Genomic DNA, 18667 nt, shown 5'->3' on the forward strand with positions numbered 1-18667 from the left:
CCTCAGGACAGCAGGGCGATCGACTCCTCGCGCATCTGCACCTTGCGCACCTTGCCGGTGACCGTCATCGGGAAGGCGTCCACCAGGTGCACGTAGCGCGGGATCTTGTAGTGGGCCAGCTTGCCCGTGCAGAACTCGCGCAGCGCCTCGGCCGTGAGCGGCTCGGCTCCCTCGCGCAGCCGGATCCAGGCCATCAGCTCCTCGCCGAACCTCTCGTCCGGGACGCCGATCACCTGCGCGTCCACGACATCCGGGTGGGTGTACAGGAACTCCTCGACCTCGCGCGGGTAGATGTTCTCGCCGCCGCGGATCACCATGTCCTTGATCCGGCCCACGATGTTCAGGTAGCCGTCGGCGTCCATCGTCGCCAGGTCGCCGGTGTGCATCCACCCCCGGCGCAGCACGTCCGCCGTCTTCTCCGGCTCGTTCCAGTAGCCGATCATCACCGAGTAGCCGCGGGTGCACAGCTCCCCCGGCGTGCCGACCGGGACCGGCAGGTCGGTCTCCGGATCGACCACCTGCACCTCGACGTGCGGGTGCACGCGCCCCACCGTCGCGACGCGGCGATCCAGCTCGTCGTCGGCCCCGGTCTGGGTGGACACCGGTGACGTCTCGGTCATCCCGTAGGCGATGGTCACCTCGGCCATGTGCATCTCGTTGATGACCCGCTTCATCACCTCGACCGGGCACGGGGAACCGGCCATGCAGCCGGTTCGCAGCGAGCTGAGGTCGTAGTCGGCGAAGTCCGGCAGGCCGAGTTCGGCGATGAACATGGTGGGCACCCCGTAGAGCGAGGTGCACCGCTCGTCCTGCACTGCCTCCAGCGACGCGGCCGGGTCGAAGCCGGGCGCAGGGATCACCACGCAGGCGCCGTGGCTGGTGGCCGCGAGATTACCCATCACCATCCCGAAGCAGTGGTAGAAGGGCACCGGCACGCAGATCCGGTCCTCGTGGGTGTACCGCATGCCCTCGCCGACGAAGAAGCCGTTGTTGAGGATGTTGTGATGGCTGAGCGTGGCGCCCTTCGGGAAGCCCGTGGTGCCTGAGGTGTACTGGATGTTGATCGGGTCGTCGAACGAGAGGCCGGCCGACCGCTCGGCGACCTGCGCGCTGCTGACACCCGCTGCATCGGCGAGCAGCGCCGTCCAGGTCGGGCCGTCGGTGTACACGACCTCGCGCAGGGCCGGCAGCCCACCGCGGACCTGCTCGATCATCGCTCGGTAGTCGCTGGTCTTGAACTGCTCCGCCGAGATCAGCGTCCCGATCTCGGCCTGGCGGAGCACGTACTCGAGTTCGTGCGTGCGGTAGGCCGGGTTGATGTTCACCAGGATCGCGCCGATCCGCGCGGTCGCGTACTGGACGAGGAACCACTGCAGGCAGTTCGGCGCCCAGATCCCCACCCGGTCGCCGGCGCCGACGCCGCGCGCCATCAGCCCGCGGGCGAGCTCGTCGACCGCCTCGTCCAGCTGGTGATAGGTGAGGCGGCGTGCGGTGGCGCGATCGACGACGGCCTCGCGGTCCGGATGCGTCGCCACAGCTCGCCGCAGGTTGGCATCGATCGTCTCCCCGAGCAGCGGGAGGCTCGAGACGCCGTTGGAGTAGGAGGTCGCCAGCATGCGCCGATCCTAGGTCGCTCAGCTCACTGCCGGCAGCGCTCGATCGGCGTCCCGGCTTAACGCTCGAGCGCCGCACCGAAACCGCAGTAGCGGGGTTTCGGCGCGGCGCTCCGGTGCGCTTGGTCGGTGCCGTCAGGCGTCGACCGTTGCCTGGGTGTTGCCCTCCAGCAGCGCGCGGACCTCGGACTCGCGGTAGCGGCGGTGGCCGCCCAGCGTGCGGATCGAGGTCAGCTTGCCGGCCTTGGCCCACCTGGTGACCGTCTTCGGGTCGACGCGGAACAGCGTCGCGACCTCGGACGGGGTGAGCAGCGGCTCGGACTCAGGGCGGTGACGAGGAGTCGTCATCATTGCCCCCCTTCTGGGGAATCGTCCTGCGGGGTCCTGTCCCGCAAGTACTGCAATGCGGGTCCTGTTCCGCATTACTTGCCCAGTATGCCTATCCGGACACACCGTGCCTACTCGCCGCCTCATTCATGTCCACTGTGTGCCAACGGGGTGCACAGTGTCCGTTTCATCCGGCGCCCTGAACCGGCAGCAAAGGGACAATCGCGGCCGGCGCTTACCTACGTGCGGGCACGGCGGGGGGCGAGGTACGCTGGCAGCACGACAATGACAACTTTCCCGGCGGTATCCCGAACACCCATGCCGCCGGATGAGCGCGTGAGCGAGGGGGTCGAGCCATGGGGCGCGGCCGTGCCAAGGCAAAGCAGCAGAAAGTGGCTCGGGAGCTGAAGTACAACTCCCATCACACCGATCTGGACGCGCTCCAGCGCGAGCTGGGCGGCTCGCCGTCCTATCCGGCGGACACTGCCGAGTACGAGGACGAGGACGAGGACGATCGCGGCGACTGGGTCCGGGCCGGGCACTGAGCGCCGGCCCGTGACCTTGTGATCGCGTGCCAGCGACCCTGTGATCGCGTGCCAGCGACGCAGTTCGATCAGTTGGCGCGCGGACGCCGGATCGCGCCCCTATCGCACGGCCCGGACGCGGTGCGCGCTCAGCCCCAGGTCGCGCCCGGCCCGGCGTAGTCGCCGGCCAGCTCGACCCGCCCCGACCCGGGCCGGACCTCACCCAGCCGCCAGGCGGGTACGCCGCGCCCGGCGGCGACGGCGAGGCAGTCGCCCGCACGCTCGGCAGGAACGACGGCGACCATGCCCACGCCCAGGTTGAACGTGAGCTCGAGCTGTTCGCGCGAGACGTTGCCGGTGCGCGCGATCAGCTCGAACACCGGCTGCGGCGCCCAGGTGGAGCGATCGACGATCGCGTCCAGGTGCGGCGGCAGCACCCGCACCAGGTTGCCGGCCAGCCCGCCGCCGGTGATGTGGGCGAAGGCGTGGGCACCTGCCTGCTCGGCGAGCGCGAGGCAGTCCAGCGCGTAGATCCGGGTCGGCGTGAGCAGTTCGTCGGCAAGCGTCCGGCCGTCCAGCAGGTCCGGCGTCGCCGCCAGGTCCAGCCCGCCCTGCTCGAGCAGCACGTGCCGCACCAGTGAGTACCCGTTGGAGTGCAGGCCGGAGGAGCCGAGGCCGATCAGGACGTCTCCTGCGCCGACCCGTTCCGGGCCCAGGATCGCGTCGGCGTTCACGACCCCGACACCGGTGCCGGACACGTCGTACTCGTCCGGGGCCATCAGCCCGGGGTGCTCGGCCGTCTCGCCGCCGATCAGCGCGCAGCCGGCCAGGACACAGCCCTGTGCGATCCCGGCGACGAGCTGCGCGATCTGCCCCGGCACCACCTTGCCGGTGGCGATGTAGTCGGACAGGAACAGCGGCTCGGCGCCGACCACGACCAGGTCGTCGACGACCATCGCCACCAGGTCGATGCCGATCGTCTCGTGACGCCCGGTCGCCCGCGCGATCGCGATCTTGGTGCCGACCCCGTCCGTCGAGCTGGCCAGTACCGGGCACGGGTACCTGGCCAGGTCGAGGTCGAACAGCCCCGCGAAGCCGCCGAGGCCACCGCGCACGCCCGGGCGCGCGGTGCGGGCGACCTGCGCCTTCATCAGCTCGACGGCGCGATCACCGGCGGCGATGTCGACCCCGGCGTCCTGGTAGCTGGTCATCGGCAGGCGATCACGGGCGGGTCAGGGCGTCTTCGGCCAGGTAGCCGGAGGCATGCTCGGGCTCGCGCCCGGCTACCGACCGCTCGATGCCCTCCAGCACGTGCTTGCCGACCACGTCGGGCAGCGGGATCGGGTACTCGCCGTCGAAGCACGCGCGGCACAGCCGCGTCCTGGGCTGCTCGCTGGCCGCGATCAGCCCGTCCAGGGACACGTAGCCGAGCGAGTCCGCGCCGATCGAGGCACGGATGCCCTCGGTGTCCAGCCCGCTCGCGATCAACTCGGCCTTCGACGCGAAGTCGATTCCGTAGAAGCAGGGCCACTTCACCGGCGGGCTGGAGATGCGCACGTGCACCTCCAACGCCCCCGCCTCGCGCAGCATCCGCACCAGGGCACGCTGGGTGTTGCCGCGCACGATCGAATCGTCGACCACGACCAGCCGCTTGCCCCGGATCACGTCCCGCAGCGGGTTCAGCTTGAGCCGGATGCCCAGCTGGCGGATCGTCTGGGAGGGCTGGATGAACGTCCGCCCTACGTAGGAGTTCTTCACCAGGCCGAGGCCGTACGGGATCCCCGACGCCTCGGCGAAGCCGATCGCGGCCGGCGTCCCGGACTCCGGGACCGGGATCACCAGATCGGCCTCGACCGGGCACTCACCCGCCAGCCGCCGGCCGACCTCGACCCGGGTGGAGTGCACGCTGCGGCCGGCGATCGTCGTGTCCGGACGGGCCAGGTAGACGTACTCGAACAGGCAGCCCTTCGGCGCGGGCGCGGCGTAGCTCTGGCTGCGCAGGCCGTCCTCGTCGATCGCGATCAGCTCGCCCGGCTCGATCTCGCGCACGAAGCTGGCCCCGACGATGTCCAGGGCGGCGGTCTCGGACGTCACCACCCAGCCCCGCTCGAGCCGGCCCAGCACGAGCGGGCGCACGCCCTGCGGGTCGCGTGCGGCGTACAGGGTGTTCTCGTCCATGAACACCAGCGAGAACGCGCCGCGCAGCCGCGGCAGGACGTCCATGGCGGCCTGCTCCACCGACACGTCCGGGCTCGCGGCGAGCAGCGCGGTGAGCAGGTCCGAATCGGTGGTCGCCCCCTGGCCGCCGCCGAGCACGCCCTCGGCGCGGGCGGCGGCGAACAGTTCGGCGGTGTTGACCAGGTTCCCGTTGTGCCCGAGCGCGAGGCCGGTGCCTGCCGTGGTGGTCCGGAAGCTCGGCTGCGCGTTCTCCCAGGTGGTGGACCCGGTGGTCGAGTACCGGGTGTGCCCGATCGCGAGGTGCCCCTGCAAGGTCGCCAGGGTCGCCTCGTCGAAGACCTGGCTGACCAGGCCCAGATCCTTGTAGACCAGCATCGAGCTGCCGTCGCTGACGGCGATGCCGGCCGCCTCCTGGCCGCGGTGCTGCAGCGCGTACAGGCCGAAATAGGTCAGCTTCGAGACCTGTTCGCCCGGCGCCCAGACACCGAAGACGCCGCAGGCGTCCTGGGGTCCCTTGTCGCCGGCGAGCAGATCGTGCGTCAGTCTGCCGTCGCCCCGGGGTCCCGCCACGGGGCCAGTCTACGGGTGCACGGCGCCGGGTCCCGCCACGACCCGCACAGCTTCGCCGGGTACGGTGTGCTCTCGCTATGGGTGAAGTCCTGCTGGTCCTCGCGGTGTTCGCCGCGTGCGCTGTCGAATCGGTCGAGGCGCTGACGATCGTGCTCGCCGTCGGGCTGACCCGCGGGTGGCGCTCAGCCGTCCAGGGCACGCTCGTGGCGCTGGTCGTGCTGGGTGCGCTGGTGGCCGCGCTGGGGCCCGCGCTGCGGGTCGTCCCGCTGGACGCGCTGCGGCTGGTGGTGGGCGGGCTGCTGCTGGTGTTCGGGCTGGGGTGGCTGCGCAAGGCGATCCTGCGCGCGTCCGGTCTGAAGGCGCTGCACGACGAGGACGCGATCTTCGCGCGGGAGCGTGCGGCCGCGGCGGCCGCGAACAGCCGTTCTCGGGCTTCGGTACCGGACTGGTACGCCTTCACGCTGTCCTTCAAGGGAGTGCTGCTCGAGGGGCTCGAGGTGGTGTTCATCGTCCTGACGTTCGGGGCCAACCAGGGCCACATCGACCTGGCCGTCATCGGTGCGGCGGCCGCCGTGGTTTCGGTGGCCGCGGCCGGCTTCGCGGTTCGCGGCCCGCTCGCCCGGGTGCCGGAGAACACGCTCAAGTTCGGCGTCGGCGTGATGCTCACCGGTTTCGGGCTGTTCTGGGGTGCCGAGGGCGCCGGAGCACACTGGCCGGGCAACGACGCGGCGCTGCCGGTGGTGCTGGTGTGCGTGCTGGCCGGCGCGCTGGGTGCTGTCGCGGCGCTGCGCTCGGATCAGCCCGAGCGGGAGAGGATCGCAGCGTGAGGTCGATGGGCAGGTGGCTGAAGGGGTTCGCGCTGTTCTGGTGGGACTTCATCGTGGGCGACGACTGGCGGATCGCGGCAGGTGTCGTGGTCGCGCTCGCGCTCACCGCCGCGCTGGCGCACGCCGGTCTCACCGCGTGGTGGCTGCTCCCGCTCGCCGCGGTGGCGATGCTCGCCCTGTCGCTCCGGTCGGCACACCGCACCGCGCGTCCGGCTTCCCCCACCGACTGACGACGCCCGCCCCGGCTTTCCCCACCGGGTGACGACGCCCGCCCCGGCTTTCCCCACCGGGTGACGGCGTCCGCCCCGGCATCCCCCACGCGGTGACGACGTCCGCCCGGCTCCCCCCACCGGGTTACCAATGGGAGCGCTCCCATTTCGGGAGCCGGTGGGGGGAGCGCAGCGGCCCAGGGCAACTCAGCTGAGCACGGGCAGGTAGGCAGTCAGGTCGGCGCGGCTGCCGCTGGCCCGGACCGCACCGGCAGCGACCGCATCGCGAAACAGCGCGCGGCCGGTCGCCAGGCGCAGCCAGGTGAGCGGGTCGGTCTCCACCACGTTGGGCGGCGTCCCGCGGGTGTGCCGCGGGCCGGCGACGGCCTGGACCGCGACGAACGGCGGTACCCGCACCTCGACGGACCGGCCGGGCGCCTGCGCGGCCAGCAACTCGGCCAGCGTGCGGGTGGTGGACGCCAGCGCGGCCCGCAACAGCGGCACCGGGTCGCGATCGGCGAGTGAGCGGCTGACGTCGTCGCAGTGCACGACCAGGTCCAGCACCCGGGTCCGGGCGAAGTCCACGGCGGTGATCGGCCCGCGCGGGCCGGCGATGACGGCCCCGTCCGCGATCGCCTCGAGCTCGACCGGTTCGCGCAGCCGGGCGATCAGCTCGCCCGGGGAGCTGTCGCCGGTGGCTGCGATGGTCTGCTCGGTGATCTGCGCGGCGGCCGGGGCGTACGCCTGCACGTAGTCGGCCACGGCGATCGGCGGCCCGGGCGTGCGGTTCTCGCGGGTAGCCAGCCAGCTCTGCAGCCCGTCCTTGCTGCCGGCCAGGTGGCCGATCAGGGTGCGAACGTCCCAACCCGGCAACACCGAGGGAGCCGCGAACGACTCGGTCGGCACCTGCTCGAGCCACGCCCCGAGTGCGCCGCACTGGGCCCGGTACGCCGCGAGTTCCGCGGCGAGCCGCTCGCTCACGGCCACCGGGTCATGCGAAGCGGCTGGGCAACGTTCCGGACCACGCCGCCCGCAGTTCGCGCACCGGGATGGCGAACTGCCCCTGCACCTCGAGCGTGCCGTCGAGCAGGTCGATCACGCCGATGCGCGTGTGCGGCAACCCGCGGGCGGTGCACATGTCGGTGAAACGCACCTGCTCGCTGCGCGGCACGCTGACGATCGCCCGCCCGGTCGACTCGCTGAACAGCGCGACGAACGGGTCGGCGCCCTCGGGCAACACGATCCGCGCCCCGGCCGATCCGCGCAGGCACGACTCGACGAGCGCCTGCGAGAGGCCGCCCTCGGCCAGGTCGTGCGCCGAGTCGATCAGGCCGTCGCGCGAGGCGTTGATCAGGATGTCGGCGAGCAGCATCTCGTGGTGCAGATCCACCGCGGGCGGGAAGCCGCCGAGGAAGCCGTGTTCCACGTGCGCCCACTCCGAACCGCCGAACTCGTCCCGCGTCCGGCCGAGCAGGTAGATCAGGGCACCGTCGCTGCGGAAGGCCTGCGGAGTGCGCCGGGCGACGTCGTCGATCACGCCGAGGACGCCGATCACCGGCGTGGGCAAGATGGCGGTGTTCCCGGTCTGGTTGTAGAAGCTGACATTCCCCCCGGTGACCGGGGTGCCCAGGACCCGGCAGCCGTCGGCGAGGCCGCGCACCGCCTCGGTGAACTGCCACATGACCGCCGGGTCCTCCGGCGAGCCGAAGTTCAGACAGTTGGTGACGGCGAGCGGGCGGGCGCCGGTGGTTGCCACGTTGCGGTACGCCTCGGCCAGGGCGAGTTGCGCGCCGGCGTACGGGTCCAGCCGGGTGTACCGGCCGTTGCCGTCGGTGGAGACCGCGACGCCCCGGCCGGACACCTCGTCGACCCGGATCATCCCGGCGTCCTCCGGCTGGGCAAGCACCGTGTTGCCCATGACGAAGCGGTCGTACTGGTCGGTGATCCAGGACTTGTCCGCCAGGTTCGGCGAGGCCGCCAGCCGCAGCACGGTCGCGCGCAGCTGGGCGGCGCTGCGCGGGCGGGGCAGGTTGTGCCCGTCGTGCGCGTTGATCGCCTCCTGGTCGAGCGGGCGCTCGATCGGCCGGTTGTACTGCGGCCCCTCGTGCGCGGCGGTCCGCGGCGGGAGGTCGACGATCGTCTCGCCGTGCCAACGCATCCGCAGCCGGCCACCTCGCGCCGCCTCCTCCGCCGAAACCTCGGTGACGGTGCCGATGACGGTCGCCAGCACCTCCCACTTCGCGCAGACCGCCAGGAACGCGTCCAGCCGCTGCGGTGTCACCACCGCCATCATGCGTTCCTGCGACTCGCTCATCAGGATCTCTTCCGGCCCCAGCGTGGGGTCGCGAAGCGGCGCCAGGTCGAGGTCCACGTCCATGCCGCCGGTGCCGGCCGCGGCCAACTCGGTCGTGGCGCAGGACAGCCCGGCGGCGCCGAGATCCTGGATCCCGACGACCAGGTCGGCGGCGAAGATCTCCAGGCAGCACTCGATGAGCACCTTCTCGGCGAACGGGTCACCGACCTGCACGCTCGGACGCTTGGACGGTTTCGCGTCGTCGAACGTCGCCGACGCGAGCACCGACGCGCCACCGATCCCGTCGCCACCGGTGCGGGCGCCGAACAGCACCACCTTGTTGCCCGGCCCGTCGGCCTTGGCCAGCTTGATGCCGTCGGCTCGCATCGCGCCCACGCACAGCGCGTTCACCAGCGGGTTCCCGGCGTAGGAGGCGTCGAAGTACACCTCGCCGCCGATGTTCGGCAGGCCCAGGCAGTTGCCGTAGCCCCCGACACCCGCCACCACGCCGGGCAGCACCCGGTGCGTGTCCGGCGCGTCGAGCCGGCCGAAGCGCAACGAGTCCAGCACGGCGATCGGCCGGGCACCCATCGTCAGGATGTCCCGCACGATCCCGCCGACACCGGTCGCCGCGCCCTGGTAGGGCTCGACGTAGGACGGGTGGTTGTGTGATTCGATCTTGAAGGTGACCGCCCAGCCGTCACCGATGTCGACGACGCCCGCGTTCTCACCCATGCCGACGAGCAGCACCGGCTTGTCTGCGGCCTCCGGCGGCTTCTTCTCGGCGAACTGCCTCAGGTGCACCCGCGAGGACTTGTACGAGCAGTGCTCGCTCCACATCACCGAGTAGATCGCGAGCTCGGCGCTGGTCGGACGCCGGCCGAGAATCTCCCGGATGCGGCGGTACTCGCCCTCGGCCAGGCCGAGCTCGGCGTACGGCTGCGGCTGGTCAGCCGTGTTGGCCGCGAGCTCGACGGTGTCCAGCGCCATCTACGCAGCTTCCTGGACGCCCGCGACGCCGAGGAAGAAGCCCAGCCCGTCGGTGCCCGGGCCGGTGAGCGCCTCGACGGCGTGCTCGGGGTGCGGCATCAGCCCGACCACGTTGCCGCGTTCGTTGCAGATCCCGGCGATGTCGTGATAGCTGCCGTTGGGGTTGCCCCCGAGGTAACGTGCCACGACGCGCCCGTTCGCCTCCAGTTCGGCGAGGGTGCGCTCGTCGGCGATGTAGCCGCCCTCACCGTTCTTGAGCGGCACCACGATGTCCTGCCGCATGCGGTACGACGAGGTCCACGGCGTGCTCACGTTCTCGATCCGCAGCGGCTGTTCCTTGCACACGAACTTGCGGTGGTCGTTGCGGATCAGCGCGCCCGGCAGCAGGTGCGACTCGCAGAGCACCTGGAAGCCGTTGCAGATGCCCAGTACCGGCAACCCGTCCCGGGCGGCGGCGACCACCGTCTGCATCACCGGGGAGAAGCGTGCGATCGCGCCGCAGCGCAGGTAGTCGCCGTAGCTGAAGCCGCCGGGCAGGATCACCGCGTCGACATCGTGCAGCGACGGGTCGGCGTGCCACAGCGACACCGACTCGGCCCCGGCGATGCGCACCGCCCGCGCGGCATCACGGTCGTCCAGACTGCCTGGAAAGCTCACCACACCAACGCGAACCGGCACGCAGACCAGGCTACCGGCACCCGGTCCGGCAACGCGCTGCGGTCCAGGGCCGCAGCCGGTTGTGGAATCGGGTCAGCGGCGGATGGTGAAGTTCTCGATCACCGGATTCGCCAGCAGCGTGTCGGCGATCCTGGCGAGCGCCTCGTCGTCGACCTCGTCACCGACCTCGAGTTCGAAGTGCTTGCCCTGGCGCACGTCGCTCACCCCGTGCACGCCGAGCCGGCCCAGCGCGCCGACGATCGCCTGGCCCTGGGGATCCAGGATCTCCGGCTTGAGCACCACATCGACGACCACGCGGGCCACAGCCACTCCTCGGATCTACGGCAGGTATCGGCAGGCACAGCCTAGTGGCCGGTCGATCCGGCACCGGGTCCCGCGCCCGTCCGCAAGCTGCGGTTCGCCGCCTCGAGGTCCTCGGGCGTGTCCACCTCGACCGCGGACAGGTCGGAGATGTCCAGGGCGGCGAACCGCAGCGCGTCCCGCTCGATCGCCAGCTCGATGCCGCGCTCGAAGTAGTCCTGGTCGCCGACCTCGACCAACCGGGCGATCAGCGCCGCCTTGTCGGCCGCCGACACGTAGTTCAGCCCGACGGCCTCACCGAGTGCGGACGCCGTCGTCTTGGACAGCGCGTTGATCCAGCCGTCGGCATCGAGGGTGTACTTGACCTCCTCCTCGCCAACCGAGGCGGTGTTCACCGCGACGAAGGACCGGTCCCGCTCGACCAGCGGCACCGCCCGTTCCAGCACGGCACGCTCGAACACGACGTCCCCGTTCATCCAGAGCACGCCGCCGTCATTCGTGGCGCGCAGCGCTCGCAGCAGGCTCTTGGACGTGTTCGTCTCGTCATACGCCTCGTTGTAGACGAAGATCTGCTCGGGGTTCGCCTCCAGGATCATCTCCAGCTTGAAGCCGACGACGACGTACACCTGGGGGTTCGCGAAGACCGTGCCGAGGTGGTCCAGCTGGTGGGTGTGGATGGTGCGCCCGTCGCTCATCGGGGTCAACGGCTTGGGGTGCGGCCGGCCGAGCCTGGTGCCCCGGCCGGCGGCGAGGATCACCACCTGTTGTCTCATGCTGCGATCAGTCCCCCATCGGTCGTGCCGCTGCTCACGCTACTTGCGCCGCGCGGCCTGCGCGGAACTCTCCACCGCGGCGACGGTGCGCTCACAGCACCGGCCGTCCCGCTCGGGGAACGTTGCTGCGATGCGCTGCAGATACTCCGGCGCCGGGGCGCGCCGCGCGCCGGACACGGCGCCACGGACGGCCGCGACGGCCTGCTCGACACTGGCGCAGACAGGACCGAACCCGTCCCGCTCGTAGTCGTAGTAGCCGCGTCGCCCGACGTGGCCGCCACCCAGGACCCGATCCGCGTCGAACTGGAAGTAGACGACCGGGCGGTCCAGGTAAGCCGCGTTGAAGGCCATCGAGGAGTAGTCGGTCACCATGAGCGCGGCCTCGGCGATCAGGTGCTGCACGTCCCGGCCGGTGAACTCGAGCGGCTCGACGTGCGCCGGCAGGTCGATCAGCTGCAGCGCCGGTTGGATGTTCGGGTGCGGCAGGAACCCGATCCGCAACCCCTCGTCCGCAGCAAGCTGTCGCAACGACTCATCGCAGAGGAAGGCGCGCCACTGGTGGACGTACTCGGTCTGCAGGAAGTCAGGGTGGACGGTACGGCGGTGCGAGCCCGGTGCCTTCGCCTCGTTCAGCCATTCGCGCCAGGTCGGACACACCAGTACGTACTTGCGGTCGTCCGGCCGCACCGTCGCGCCGAGTTCGCGCAGTCGGTCGAAGCGTGGCAGGCCGGTCATCTTCACCTCCTTGGAGGTGAAGACGTACGGGGTGCGGTCGCCGGCGATCGACTCGTACTCGGCGGGCGTGCTCGTGACGAACACGTCGATGTCCTTGCTGTTCAGCCACCGCGAGATGTCGTCCTTGATCACGCCGTGCTGCAGGAAGGTGAACCGCCAGCCGGGCTCCCCCAATCGCACGACCTGGGCCGGCCGCGTGACGGGCGCGTCCACCTGCGAGGAGAGCAGGTGCGCGCAATTGAGCATCAGCAGCCTGTACTGCAGCGACCCGTAAGCCACCAGCCGGCGCCCGAAGCCGTCGCGCTTGAGCCGGATCCAGTCCGGCGTGCCCTCCTGCAGGACGAACCACGCGTTGATGTCCGGACGGTGCTCACGCAGGTAGCGGAACAGGCGCTCGGCGTTGTCGTCGGCCTCGTGCAGGCGATCCATCAGCGCCCACGCGCCGCGGTACTTCAGCCGCACCGGGACCGACCGCGCCAGCCGGAGGGCGGCCCGGTCGGCCGCGGTCACCTCGTCGGCGGCTTGGGCCGCCTGCGCCTTCGCGTCGGCGGTCGGGTCGGCCATGCGACGCAGCTGCGCGGGCCGGGCGTCCAGCACCACCGGCACCGGCCAGTCATCCCGCAGCGGCGCGGGCGTTCCGTCCAGTTCGACCCGCAGGGTGCCGTCGGCCGGAACCCACGCGATGCGTTCGTAGAGCAGGGTGTGCTCGAAGTAGTCGCACGTCCGCACCTTCGCGTGCTCCGGGACGATCCGGAGCCCGCGCGAGTAGATGACCTCCTCCGGCGGCTCGCCTGCGAAGCGGTAGGCGATCCGCACCAGCTTCTGCGCGCGGTCGTACTCGTCCACGACCACGTACGGCGAGACCCAGCGGGTCCCGCTCAGTCCGTGCAGCAGGATGTCGCGCCACTCGGACGGGAATCGCCGCAACGCGAAGCTTTCGATCGCTACCGGGTCGAGCAGGCCGGCGATCTCACCCAGCATCGCGAGGAACTGCTCGGCCACTTCGCCCTTGGCCGCGGTGGGGACACCCGCGACAGCGGCGTCCGAGCTGAAGTACCAGGACAGGTCGTAGAGGATCATGGTCTGCAGCCACTCGGGCATGTGATCGCGCCCGTCGCGTGCTCGATGCAGGATGTCGAGGTAGCCGTAGCGCGGTACGGCGAGATAGCGGTCGGGGTCCAGCAGGCTGTTCTGCAAGGTCGAGCTGCCGTCACCGCGTTTGCGGTAGGTGTAGCGGGCCGAACGCAGGAACCCGACCAGCGGAGCACCGCAGGCCAGCAGGTAGCGCGCGCAGAAATAGCCGTCCTCGTAGATCGGCCGGATCCGGCTGTCGAAGGTCAACCCCTCCCGCTCGATCACCTCGCGCCGGAAGAAGCCGGTGGCGACACTGTTGTGGAAGAAGCCCGGGGACCGGTCGAGGTCGACGAGTTGATCGCTCGTCATCATCCGGCGCATCGGGTGGTCCTCGGCGACGACGCCGGTCTTCTCGTAGAACATGATCCGGTTGGTAGCTACCAGTGCTACCCGCTCGTTCGCAGTCAGGAAGCGGTCGACGATCGACAGGTAGTCCGGGTCCAGCGTGTCGTCCGGGTCGGGGAACGTCACCCACTCGCCGTGCACGTGCTCGAGGGCGGTGTTGCGCGCCGCACCCTGGCCGGCGTTCGGCTGCGACAGCACGGTCACCAGGCCGGGACGGCGCGCCGCCCACTCCTGCAGTTCGGCCAGCGAGGCGTCCGTCGAACCGTCGTCGACCATGACGACCTCGACGCGCTCCAGGTCGAACGTCTGTCGGTCGATCGAGGCGATGAACTCGGGCAGGAAGCGCTGCACGTTGTGTACCGCGGAGACGATCGAGAACCGTGGCCCGGCCGCGGCAGGCAATCTAGCTCGCCTTCTCGAACGGGCTCGGCAGCGGGAAGTACCGCGGCAGGAAGTCGGCCAGGATGCGCTTCTGCGACTGCACGTCCGACTCCGCCGTCTCATGGTCGTTCAGGCAGAACACGTCGTAGTCGCGAGTACGCAGCAGGTTCGTCAACCGCCGTTCGGTGTCCGGGCGGGCGATGTCCTGGTAGGCGTACCTGATCCGTCCCGGCACGGCCCGGCCGAGGTTGTACGCGTAGTAGTGGTGCAGCGCTGAGGTGATCGAGTAGTCGTCCGGATGGCGGAAGCGGGAGCGCGCCACCTGCGCGAACAGCTCGGGGTACTGCTTTTCCATCTCTTCCAGGACGGTCCGCTGCTGCGCGATCGGGGTGTGCTTGAACTTGTGCGTCACGGTCACCCCGAAGCGCTCCTCGATCAGCGCCCGGTTGCGCTTGGCGGCACTCATCACCGGCAGGTCGCGGCTGCTCGGCGGGTCGATGTCCAGCGTGCCCTTGGACAGGAAGAAGTACGACAGGCCGTTCGCCTCGAAGAACAGCTCGGGCTGCACGAGGCGGCCGAAGAAGACGTCGTCGTTCAGGTACAGGTAGCGGTCGGACAGATTCTCGATGTGGTGCAGTTGCGACTCGATCGCGTGCGAGTTGAACACCGGCAGCACGCTCGGGTCGCTGAAGATCTGCTTGTGGTCGACCACCTGGATCTTGGGGTGACTGGTGTCCAGCCACGGCGGCACCTGCTGATCGGTGACCAGGTAGATCCGCCGGACCCAGTTCGCGTACATGGCGACCGAGCGCAGCGAGTAGCGCAGTTCGTCCCGGGACGCGAACCGTGATGGGTGGACCGCGGTGCGGTTGAGCTCAGCCGCCTCCTCGGGCGAGGAGACCGCTGCCTTGCGGGCGCGCCACGCCGGATCGTCTCCGTCCACCCAGGTGTAGACGACATCGATCGGTTCGCGGACCTGGAACACCGACGGTTTGCCCGCGGCGGCCGGCCAGTGCGCCGGCGAATGCACGGCTTCCTCCCAGGCGCCCGGACTGAGATAGCCGGTGACGGCGTTGTCCTCGTCCGACGCGATCCGGGTACCCGGTTCGAACATGCCACCGTCCACCCGCGGCTCGTCTTCGCGGGTGACCGTCCGCCAGAAGTCGAGCGGGATGCCGGTTCCGGCATCGTTCACCACCGTTCCGTCCGGCGCGGCGACCTGGCGGAACAGGATGCAGTGGGCGCTCGAGTCCAGCTCGGCCCGGCCGGCCGGTTCGCACAGCGGCATGCCCACGCCGGCCCAGCCGCGAGCCGGGCTCACCGGCGGCGCCACCGCCCATCCGGGGCCCGCGAGGCCGGCAACCAGGGCCGCCGTGGCCCGCGGGCGATCCTCCTCGGCGACCGCGATCTGTACGGGCGACTCGTGCGTGGCAGGCAGTACCACGTAGGCCACACCCGCGCCGTCGAGGGCCACCCCGATCGCGCGCGCCGTGTCGCGGCGGTGCTGGTGTGCGTCGTACTCGTGCACGACGTGCGGGATCAGGTGGCGGCCGGCCCAGTGCATCCCGTTTGCCTGGCGGCCGGACAAGCTACGCAGCCGTGCGGCGGTGCTCACCTGCCAGCCGAGCTCGCCGTTGCGGAACCGTACGAGCCGCAGCAGGGTCGACTCGGGTAGTCGCGCCGTCACCTGCTGCTTCAGCCCGCCGAACATGCCCACCTCGCCCTGTAGCTCCTCCGGTAGCGTGACCGTGTCCGTGTCACGTATCGAACGTTTACCGTACTTCAGCCGCGCGCTCGCGCTGCCGCGAGTGCTTGCTGACAGACGACCGGGGTCGCGCCCCCGGCAGTTGAGAGGTCAGGGGAGTCTTCCGGTGAGTGTTCCGCCACCGAACCCGGGCAAAGACCACATTGTCATCGTCGGGGCGAGCAAGACGGGAACGACCGGCCTGTACGCCTCCGTCAAGGCAGCACTGGTTGCCGCCGGGATCGCTGCGCGCACGATGTTCGAGCCGCGCCACGCGTTCCGCGTCGACAACATCTTCCGGCTGGCGCCCGGTCAACCGGTCCTGGTCAAGCGCACCCTCGACGGACTCGAGGGCGCCGTGCCGGATCCGCTCGCCTTCGACCGCCGGATCATCACCGTCCGCGACCCGCGCGACGTGCTGGTCAGCACCCTGTTGTTCCGGCCCCTCACCAAGCGGGCGCTCGAGCGAGTGGGTGAGGCAGAGGTCGAGCAGTTCATCGCAGCCCTCGAGCAGAAGGAGGCCGACCCCGCCTCGATCTCGGTGCGCGAGCTGTTCGAGCTGACCGAGACGCTCGGGATCGGCGGGCCGCCGTACAAGCAGATGATGTGGGACCTGACCGCGCAGCAGGGGCTGATGCGGGAGCAGGAATTCCACCCCGTTCGCTACGAGCGGTTCATCGCCGGCGACCTGGCCGACCTTGCCGACTATCTCGGCGTCGCCGTCACGACGGTGTCGAACACCGAGTCGGCGATGTTCGGACACATCGTGCGTTCGAAGTCCTCCGGAGCCTTCCGGCAGTGGTTCCGTCCGGACGACCTGACCTACTACAACGACCTGTTCCGGACCCACTTGACCGAGCTCGGCTATCCGTTGGACGTCGAACTGGAGACCGGCGTGAGGATTGATCCGGCCGAGTCCAGCGAGTACATCCGCACCCATTTCGCCGAACGCCGGGGCAAGCTGGCCACGGTCGAACGAGTCGCCCGGAGCGCCTGGTCGCCCACGGACGTCACCACGCTCGAGGATCTGCAGAACCTGATGAGCTTCGCAGCGGACGGTGACGGCGAGGCCTGCGTGCGGGTCGCCAAGGTCGCGTTGAGCGGGCACCTCCGTGAACGGGACGAGGCGATGGCCTTGCGGTGGGCACGAGCCGCGGCGCAGCTCGGGGTCGGCTCGGGCGTGCGGCTGACGATCTCGCTACTCACCGAGTCCGGGAGTACCGATCCGGCGGTGCATCGCGAACTTCGCGCCTGGATCAGCGAGCTGCGCCTGCGCGATCCCAAGCCGAACGACCAGGACTTGACCTCGCGGCTGCGCCGCGCTGAGGCAGAGCTGAAGCAGATCAAGCGCTCGGGCGGCTACCGGGTCGGCGCCCAGCTGGCCGCCGTGGCGCGCGACCCGCGCCACCGGGCCGCGCCGGCGGTCAAGGAGTTGGCACGCATCTGGCGCGGACGGCACCGGCGGTGACGGTGCCCGGCTGTCGGTGAGTTGCTCAGCAATTCCCCCTGTCGCGCGCGGGTAACCTGCGCTGGTGCCTCACCGGTCACCCTCCGAGCCCGACAACGCCCACCTGCCGAGCCATGCGTCGGACGAGGTGGGCGGCGGACGGCACCGCGGTATGGCACGGGACAGCGGCGCGTGGGTTGCCGGACGCATGGGCGCCAAGGTGCTGGGCGCGTTGCTGTCCGTCGCGCTGCTGCTCGGCTTCGGCTACGGCTGGTGGAACTACCGAAATCTGAACCAGAACCTGCACGTCATCCCGATCAGCAAGCCGACGCCGGCCGGCCACAAGGACATCGACGGCAAGGACCAGAACATCCTCGTCGTGGGCAACGACGACCGCTCGAACATGACCGACGCCGAGGTGCGCCAGCTCAAGGTGGGCCGCGACGGTGGGAGCCTGGCGACCGACACGATGATGATCGTGCACGTCCCCGCGAACGGGAAGAACGCCGCGCTGATCTCGCTGCCGCGCGATGCGTACGTGGCGATCCCCGGCCACGGGATGAACAAGCTCAACTCGGCCTACGCCACCGGCTACACGAACACGTCCGGGAGCTCGGACCAGAAGCGCGGGGCGGGTGCGACGCTGCTGATGCAGACCGTCACCAACCTGACCGGTCTGACGCTCGACAACTTCGTGCAGGTCGACCTGCTGGGGTTCGTGCGGATCAGCAACGCGATCCACGGGGTCACGGTGAACCTGTGCAACGCGGTCGACGACACCGTCGCCCACAACCGCGCCATCGGTAGCGACGGCGGCTCCGGCCTGGTGCTGTCGGCGGGCAAGCACGAGATCAGCGGGGTCACCGCCCTGGAGTTCGTGCGGCAGCGGCACGGCCTGCCCAACGGAGACCTCGACCGTGCCGCGCGGCAGCGGTACTTCCTGACCGCTGCGTTCCGCAAGATCGCCTCGGCCGGCACGCTGCTCAACCCGGGACGGCTGAACGGCCTGATCAGCGCGGTGACCAAGTCGCTGTACGTCGGCCCGGGGTTCAACGTCCTCAACTTCGCCCAGCAGATCAGCGGGTTGAACGCGAACAACATCAAGGGCCAGACGATCCCGTTCGTGCGCTTCGACACCACGGACGTGGGCAGTGTCGAGATCGTCGACCCGGCGCAGGTCAAGCAGTTCGTCAAGAACCTGCTCGGGTCCGGCCAGGACGTGCTCGGTCCGGTCCAGGCCGCCGATCCGGCCTCGGTGACCGTCGCGGTGCTCAACGGTGGCAAGACGAACGGGGCGGCGCAGACGAACGCCGCACGGCTGCAGGCCTACGGCTTCCACGCCACGTACTCCACGCAGGGCACCACGCTGGACGCGACGACGATCCGCTACGCCGACGGCATGCAGGCGCAGGCCAAAGCGCTGGCGGCCTACCTGCCCAAGACGGTGGTGTTCGAGAAGAGCGCCGTCACCCAGCTGACGCTGGTGCTCGGAGCCGACGGGCTCGCTGTCAGGGCCAAGGCATCCGGCTCCACCACACCGTCGAAGGCGACCAAGGCGCCCAAGCCGATCGACGCCGGCTGCATCAACTAGTACCCGGC

At 70.3% G+C, this 18667-nt stretch carries 16 protein-coding genes; 5 read left to right on the plus strand and 11 right to left on the minus strand.

Annotated elements, in window-relative coordinates; genetic code table 11:
• Window positions 1–2 precede the first annotated feature (2 nt).
• Together M6B22_RS11475 and M6B22_RS11480 are read right to left on the minus strand one after the other, a co-directional pair.
• Window positions 3–1616, minus strand: coding sequence for an AMP-binding protein (locus M6B22_RS11475; RefSeq protein WP_269441684.1), 1614 nt, complete (start codon window positions 1614–1616; stop codon window positions 3–5).
• Window positions 1617–1748: 132 nt separating this feature from the next.
• A complete protein-coding gene (locus M6B22_RS11480) occupies window positions 1749–1961 on the minus strand; it encodes a BldC family transcriptional regulator (RefSeq protein ID WP_269441685.1) in 213 nt (70 codons plus the stop codon).
• Between the two features lie 371 nt (window positions 1962–2332).
• On the opposite strand from M6B22_RS11480, the gene M6B22_RS11485 reads away from it, so the two are divergent.
• Window positions 2333–2485 (plus strand): DUF3073 family protein, encoded by a 153-nt coding sequence (locus M6B22_RS11485; RefSeq protein WP_331459721.1) that lies wholly within the window; start codon window positions 2333–2335, stop codon window positions 2483–2485.
• Between the two features lie 128 nt (window positions 2486–2613).
• On the opposite strand, the gene purM is transcribed toward M6B22_RS11485, so the two are convergent.
• Both purM and purF read right to left on the minus strand, forming a co-directional pair.
• Complete coding sequence (purM, locus tag M6B22_RS11490; protein ID WP_269441687.1) at window positions 2614–3675, minus strand: phosphoribosylformylglycinamidine cyclo-ligase; 1062 nt, start codon at window positions 3673–3675, stop codon at window positions 2614–2616.
• A gap of 10 nt (window positions 3676–3685) precedes the next feature.
• The gene (gene purF / locus M6B22_RS11495; protein ID WP_269441688.1) at window positions 3686–5212 is read right to left on the minus strand and encodes an amidophosphoribosyltransferase; all 1527 of its coding nucleotides are present in this window, start codon (window positions 5210–5212) and stop codon (window positions 3686–3688) included.
• Between the two features lie 77 nt (window positions 5213–5289).
• Between purF and M6B22_RS11500 the strand changes: the two genes are divergently transcribed.
• Window positions 5290–6039: a COG4280 domain-containing protein gene (locus tag M6B22_RS11500; protein WP_269441689.1), complete on the plus strand. Its 750-nt coding sequence runs from the start codon at window positions 5290–5292 to the stop codon at window positions 6037–6039.
• Between the two features lie 5 nt (window positions 6040–6044).
• Window positions 6045–6269: a hypothetical protein gene (locus M6B22_RS11505; RefSeq protein ID WP_269441690.1), complete on the plus strand. Its 225-nt coding sequence runs from the start codon at window positions 6045–6047 to the stop codon at window positions 6267–6269.
• A gap of 186 nt (window positions 6270–6455) precedes the next feature.
• Here M6B22_RS11505 and M6B22_RS11510 read toward each other — a convergent pair whose 3' ends face one another.
• The 7 genes from M6B22_RS11510 to M6B22_RS11540 all read right to left on the minus strand — a co-directional run bounded on the left by M6B22_RS11510 (window position 6456) and on the right by M6B22_RS11540 (window position 15588).
• A complete protein-coding gene (locus M6B22_RS11510; protein ID WP_269441691.1) occupies window positions 6456–7235 on the minus strand; it encodes a maleylpyruvate isomerase family mycothiol-dependent enzyme in 780 nt (259 codons plus the stop codon).
• 4 nt (window positions 7236–7239) lie between these two features.
• The gene (gene purL, locus M6B22_RS11515) at window positions 7240–9531 is read right to left on the minus strand and encodes a phosphoribosylformylglycinamidine synthase subunit PurL (protein ID WP_269441692.1); all 2292 of its coding nucleotides are present in this window, start codon (window positions 9529–9531) and stop codon (window positions 7240–7242) included.
• Entirely contained in the window at window positions 9532–10209 is a 678-nt protein-coding gene (purQ, locus tag M6B22_RS11520; RefSeq protein ID WP_269441693.1) for a phosphoribosylformylglycinamidine synthase subunit PurQ, read from the minus strand.
• Between the two features lie 72 nt (window positions 10210–10281).
• Window positions 10282–10512, minus strand: coding sequence for a phosphoribosylformylglycinamidine synthase subunit PurS (gene purS, locus M6B22_RS11525; RefSeq protein WP_269441694.1), 231 nt, complete (start codon window positions 10510–10512; stop codon window positions 10282–10284).
• A 41-nt stretch (window positions 10513–10553) separates the two neighbouring features.
• Window positions 10554–11282: a phosphocholine cytidylyltransferase family protein gene (locus M6B22_RS11530; RefSeq protein ID WP_269441695.1), complete on the minus strand. Its 729-nt coding sequence runs from the start codon at window positions 11280–11282 to the stop codon at window positions 10554–10556.
• A gap of 39 nt (window positions 11283–11321) precedes the next feature.
• Window positions 11322–13898 carry a bifunctional glycosyltransferase/CDP-glycerol:glycerophosphate glycerophosphotransferase gene (locus M6B22_RS11535; RefSeq protein WP_269441696.1) on the minus strand — a complete coding sequence of 859 codons (2577 nt, stop codon included), beginning with the start codon at window positions 13896–13898 and terminating at the stop codon, window positions 11322–11324.
• 1 nt (window position 13899) lies between these two features.
• Window positions 13900–15588, minus strand: a complete 1689-nt coding sequence (locus tag M6B22_RS11540) for a stealth family protein (RefSeq protein ID WP_269441697.1) — start codon at window positions 15586–15588, stop codon at window positions 13900–13902.
• A 43-nt stretch (window positions 15589–15631) separates the two neighbouring features.
• Between M6B22_RS11540 and M6B22_RS11545 the strand changes: the two genes are divergently transcribed.
• Together M6B22_RS11545 and M6B22_RS11550 are read left to right on the plus strand one after the other, a co-directional pair.
• Window positions 15632–17089 (plus strand): hypothetical protein, encoded by a 1458-nt coding sequence (locus M6B22_RS11545; RefSeq protein ID WP_269441698.1) that lies wholly within the window; start codon window positions 15632–15634, stop codon window positions 17087–17089.
• A gap of 64 nt (window positions 17090–17153) precedes the next feature.
• The gene (locus tag M6B22_RS11550) at window positions 17154–18659 is read left to right on the plus strand and encodes an LCP family protein (RefSeq protein WP_269441699.1); all 1506 of its coding nucleotides are present in this window, start codon (window positions 17154–17156) and stop codon (window positions 18657–18659) included.
• The last annotated feature ends 8 nt before the right edge of the window (window positions 18660–18667 follow it).

The organism is Jatrophihabitans cynanchi, from assembly GCF_027247405.1.
In the GTDB taxonomy this organism is placed as follows: Bacteria; Actinomycetota; Actinomycetes; order Mycobacteriales; family Jatrophihabitantaceae; genus Jatrophihabitans_B; species Jatrophihabitans_B cynanchi.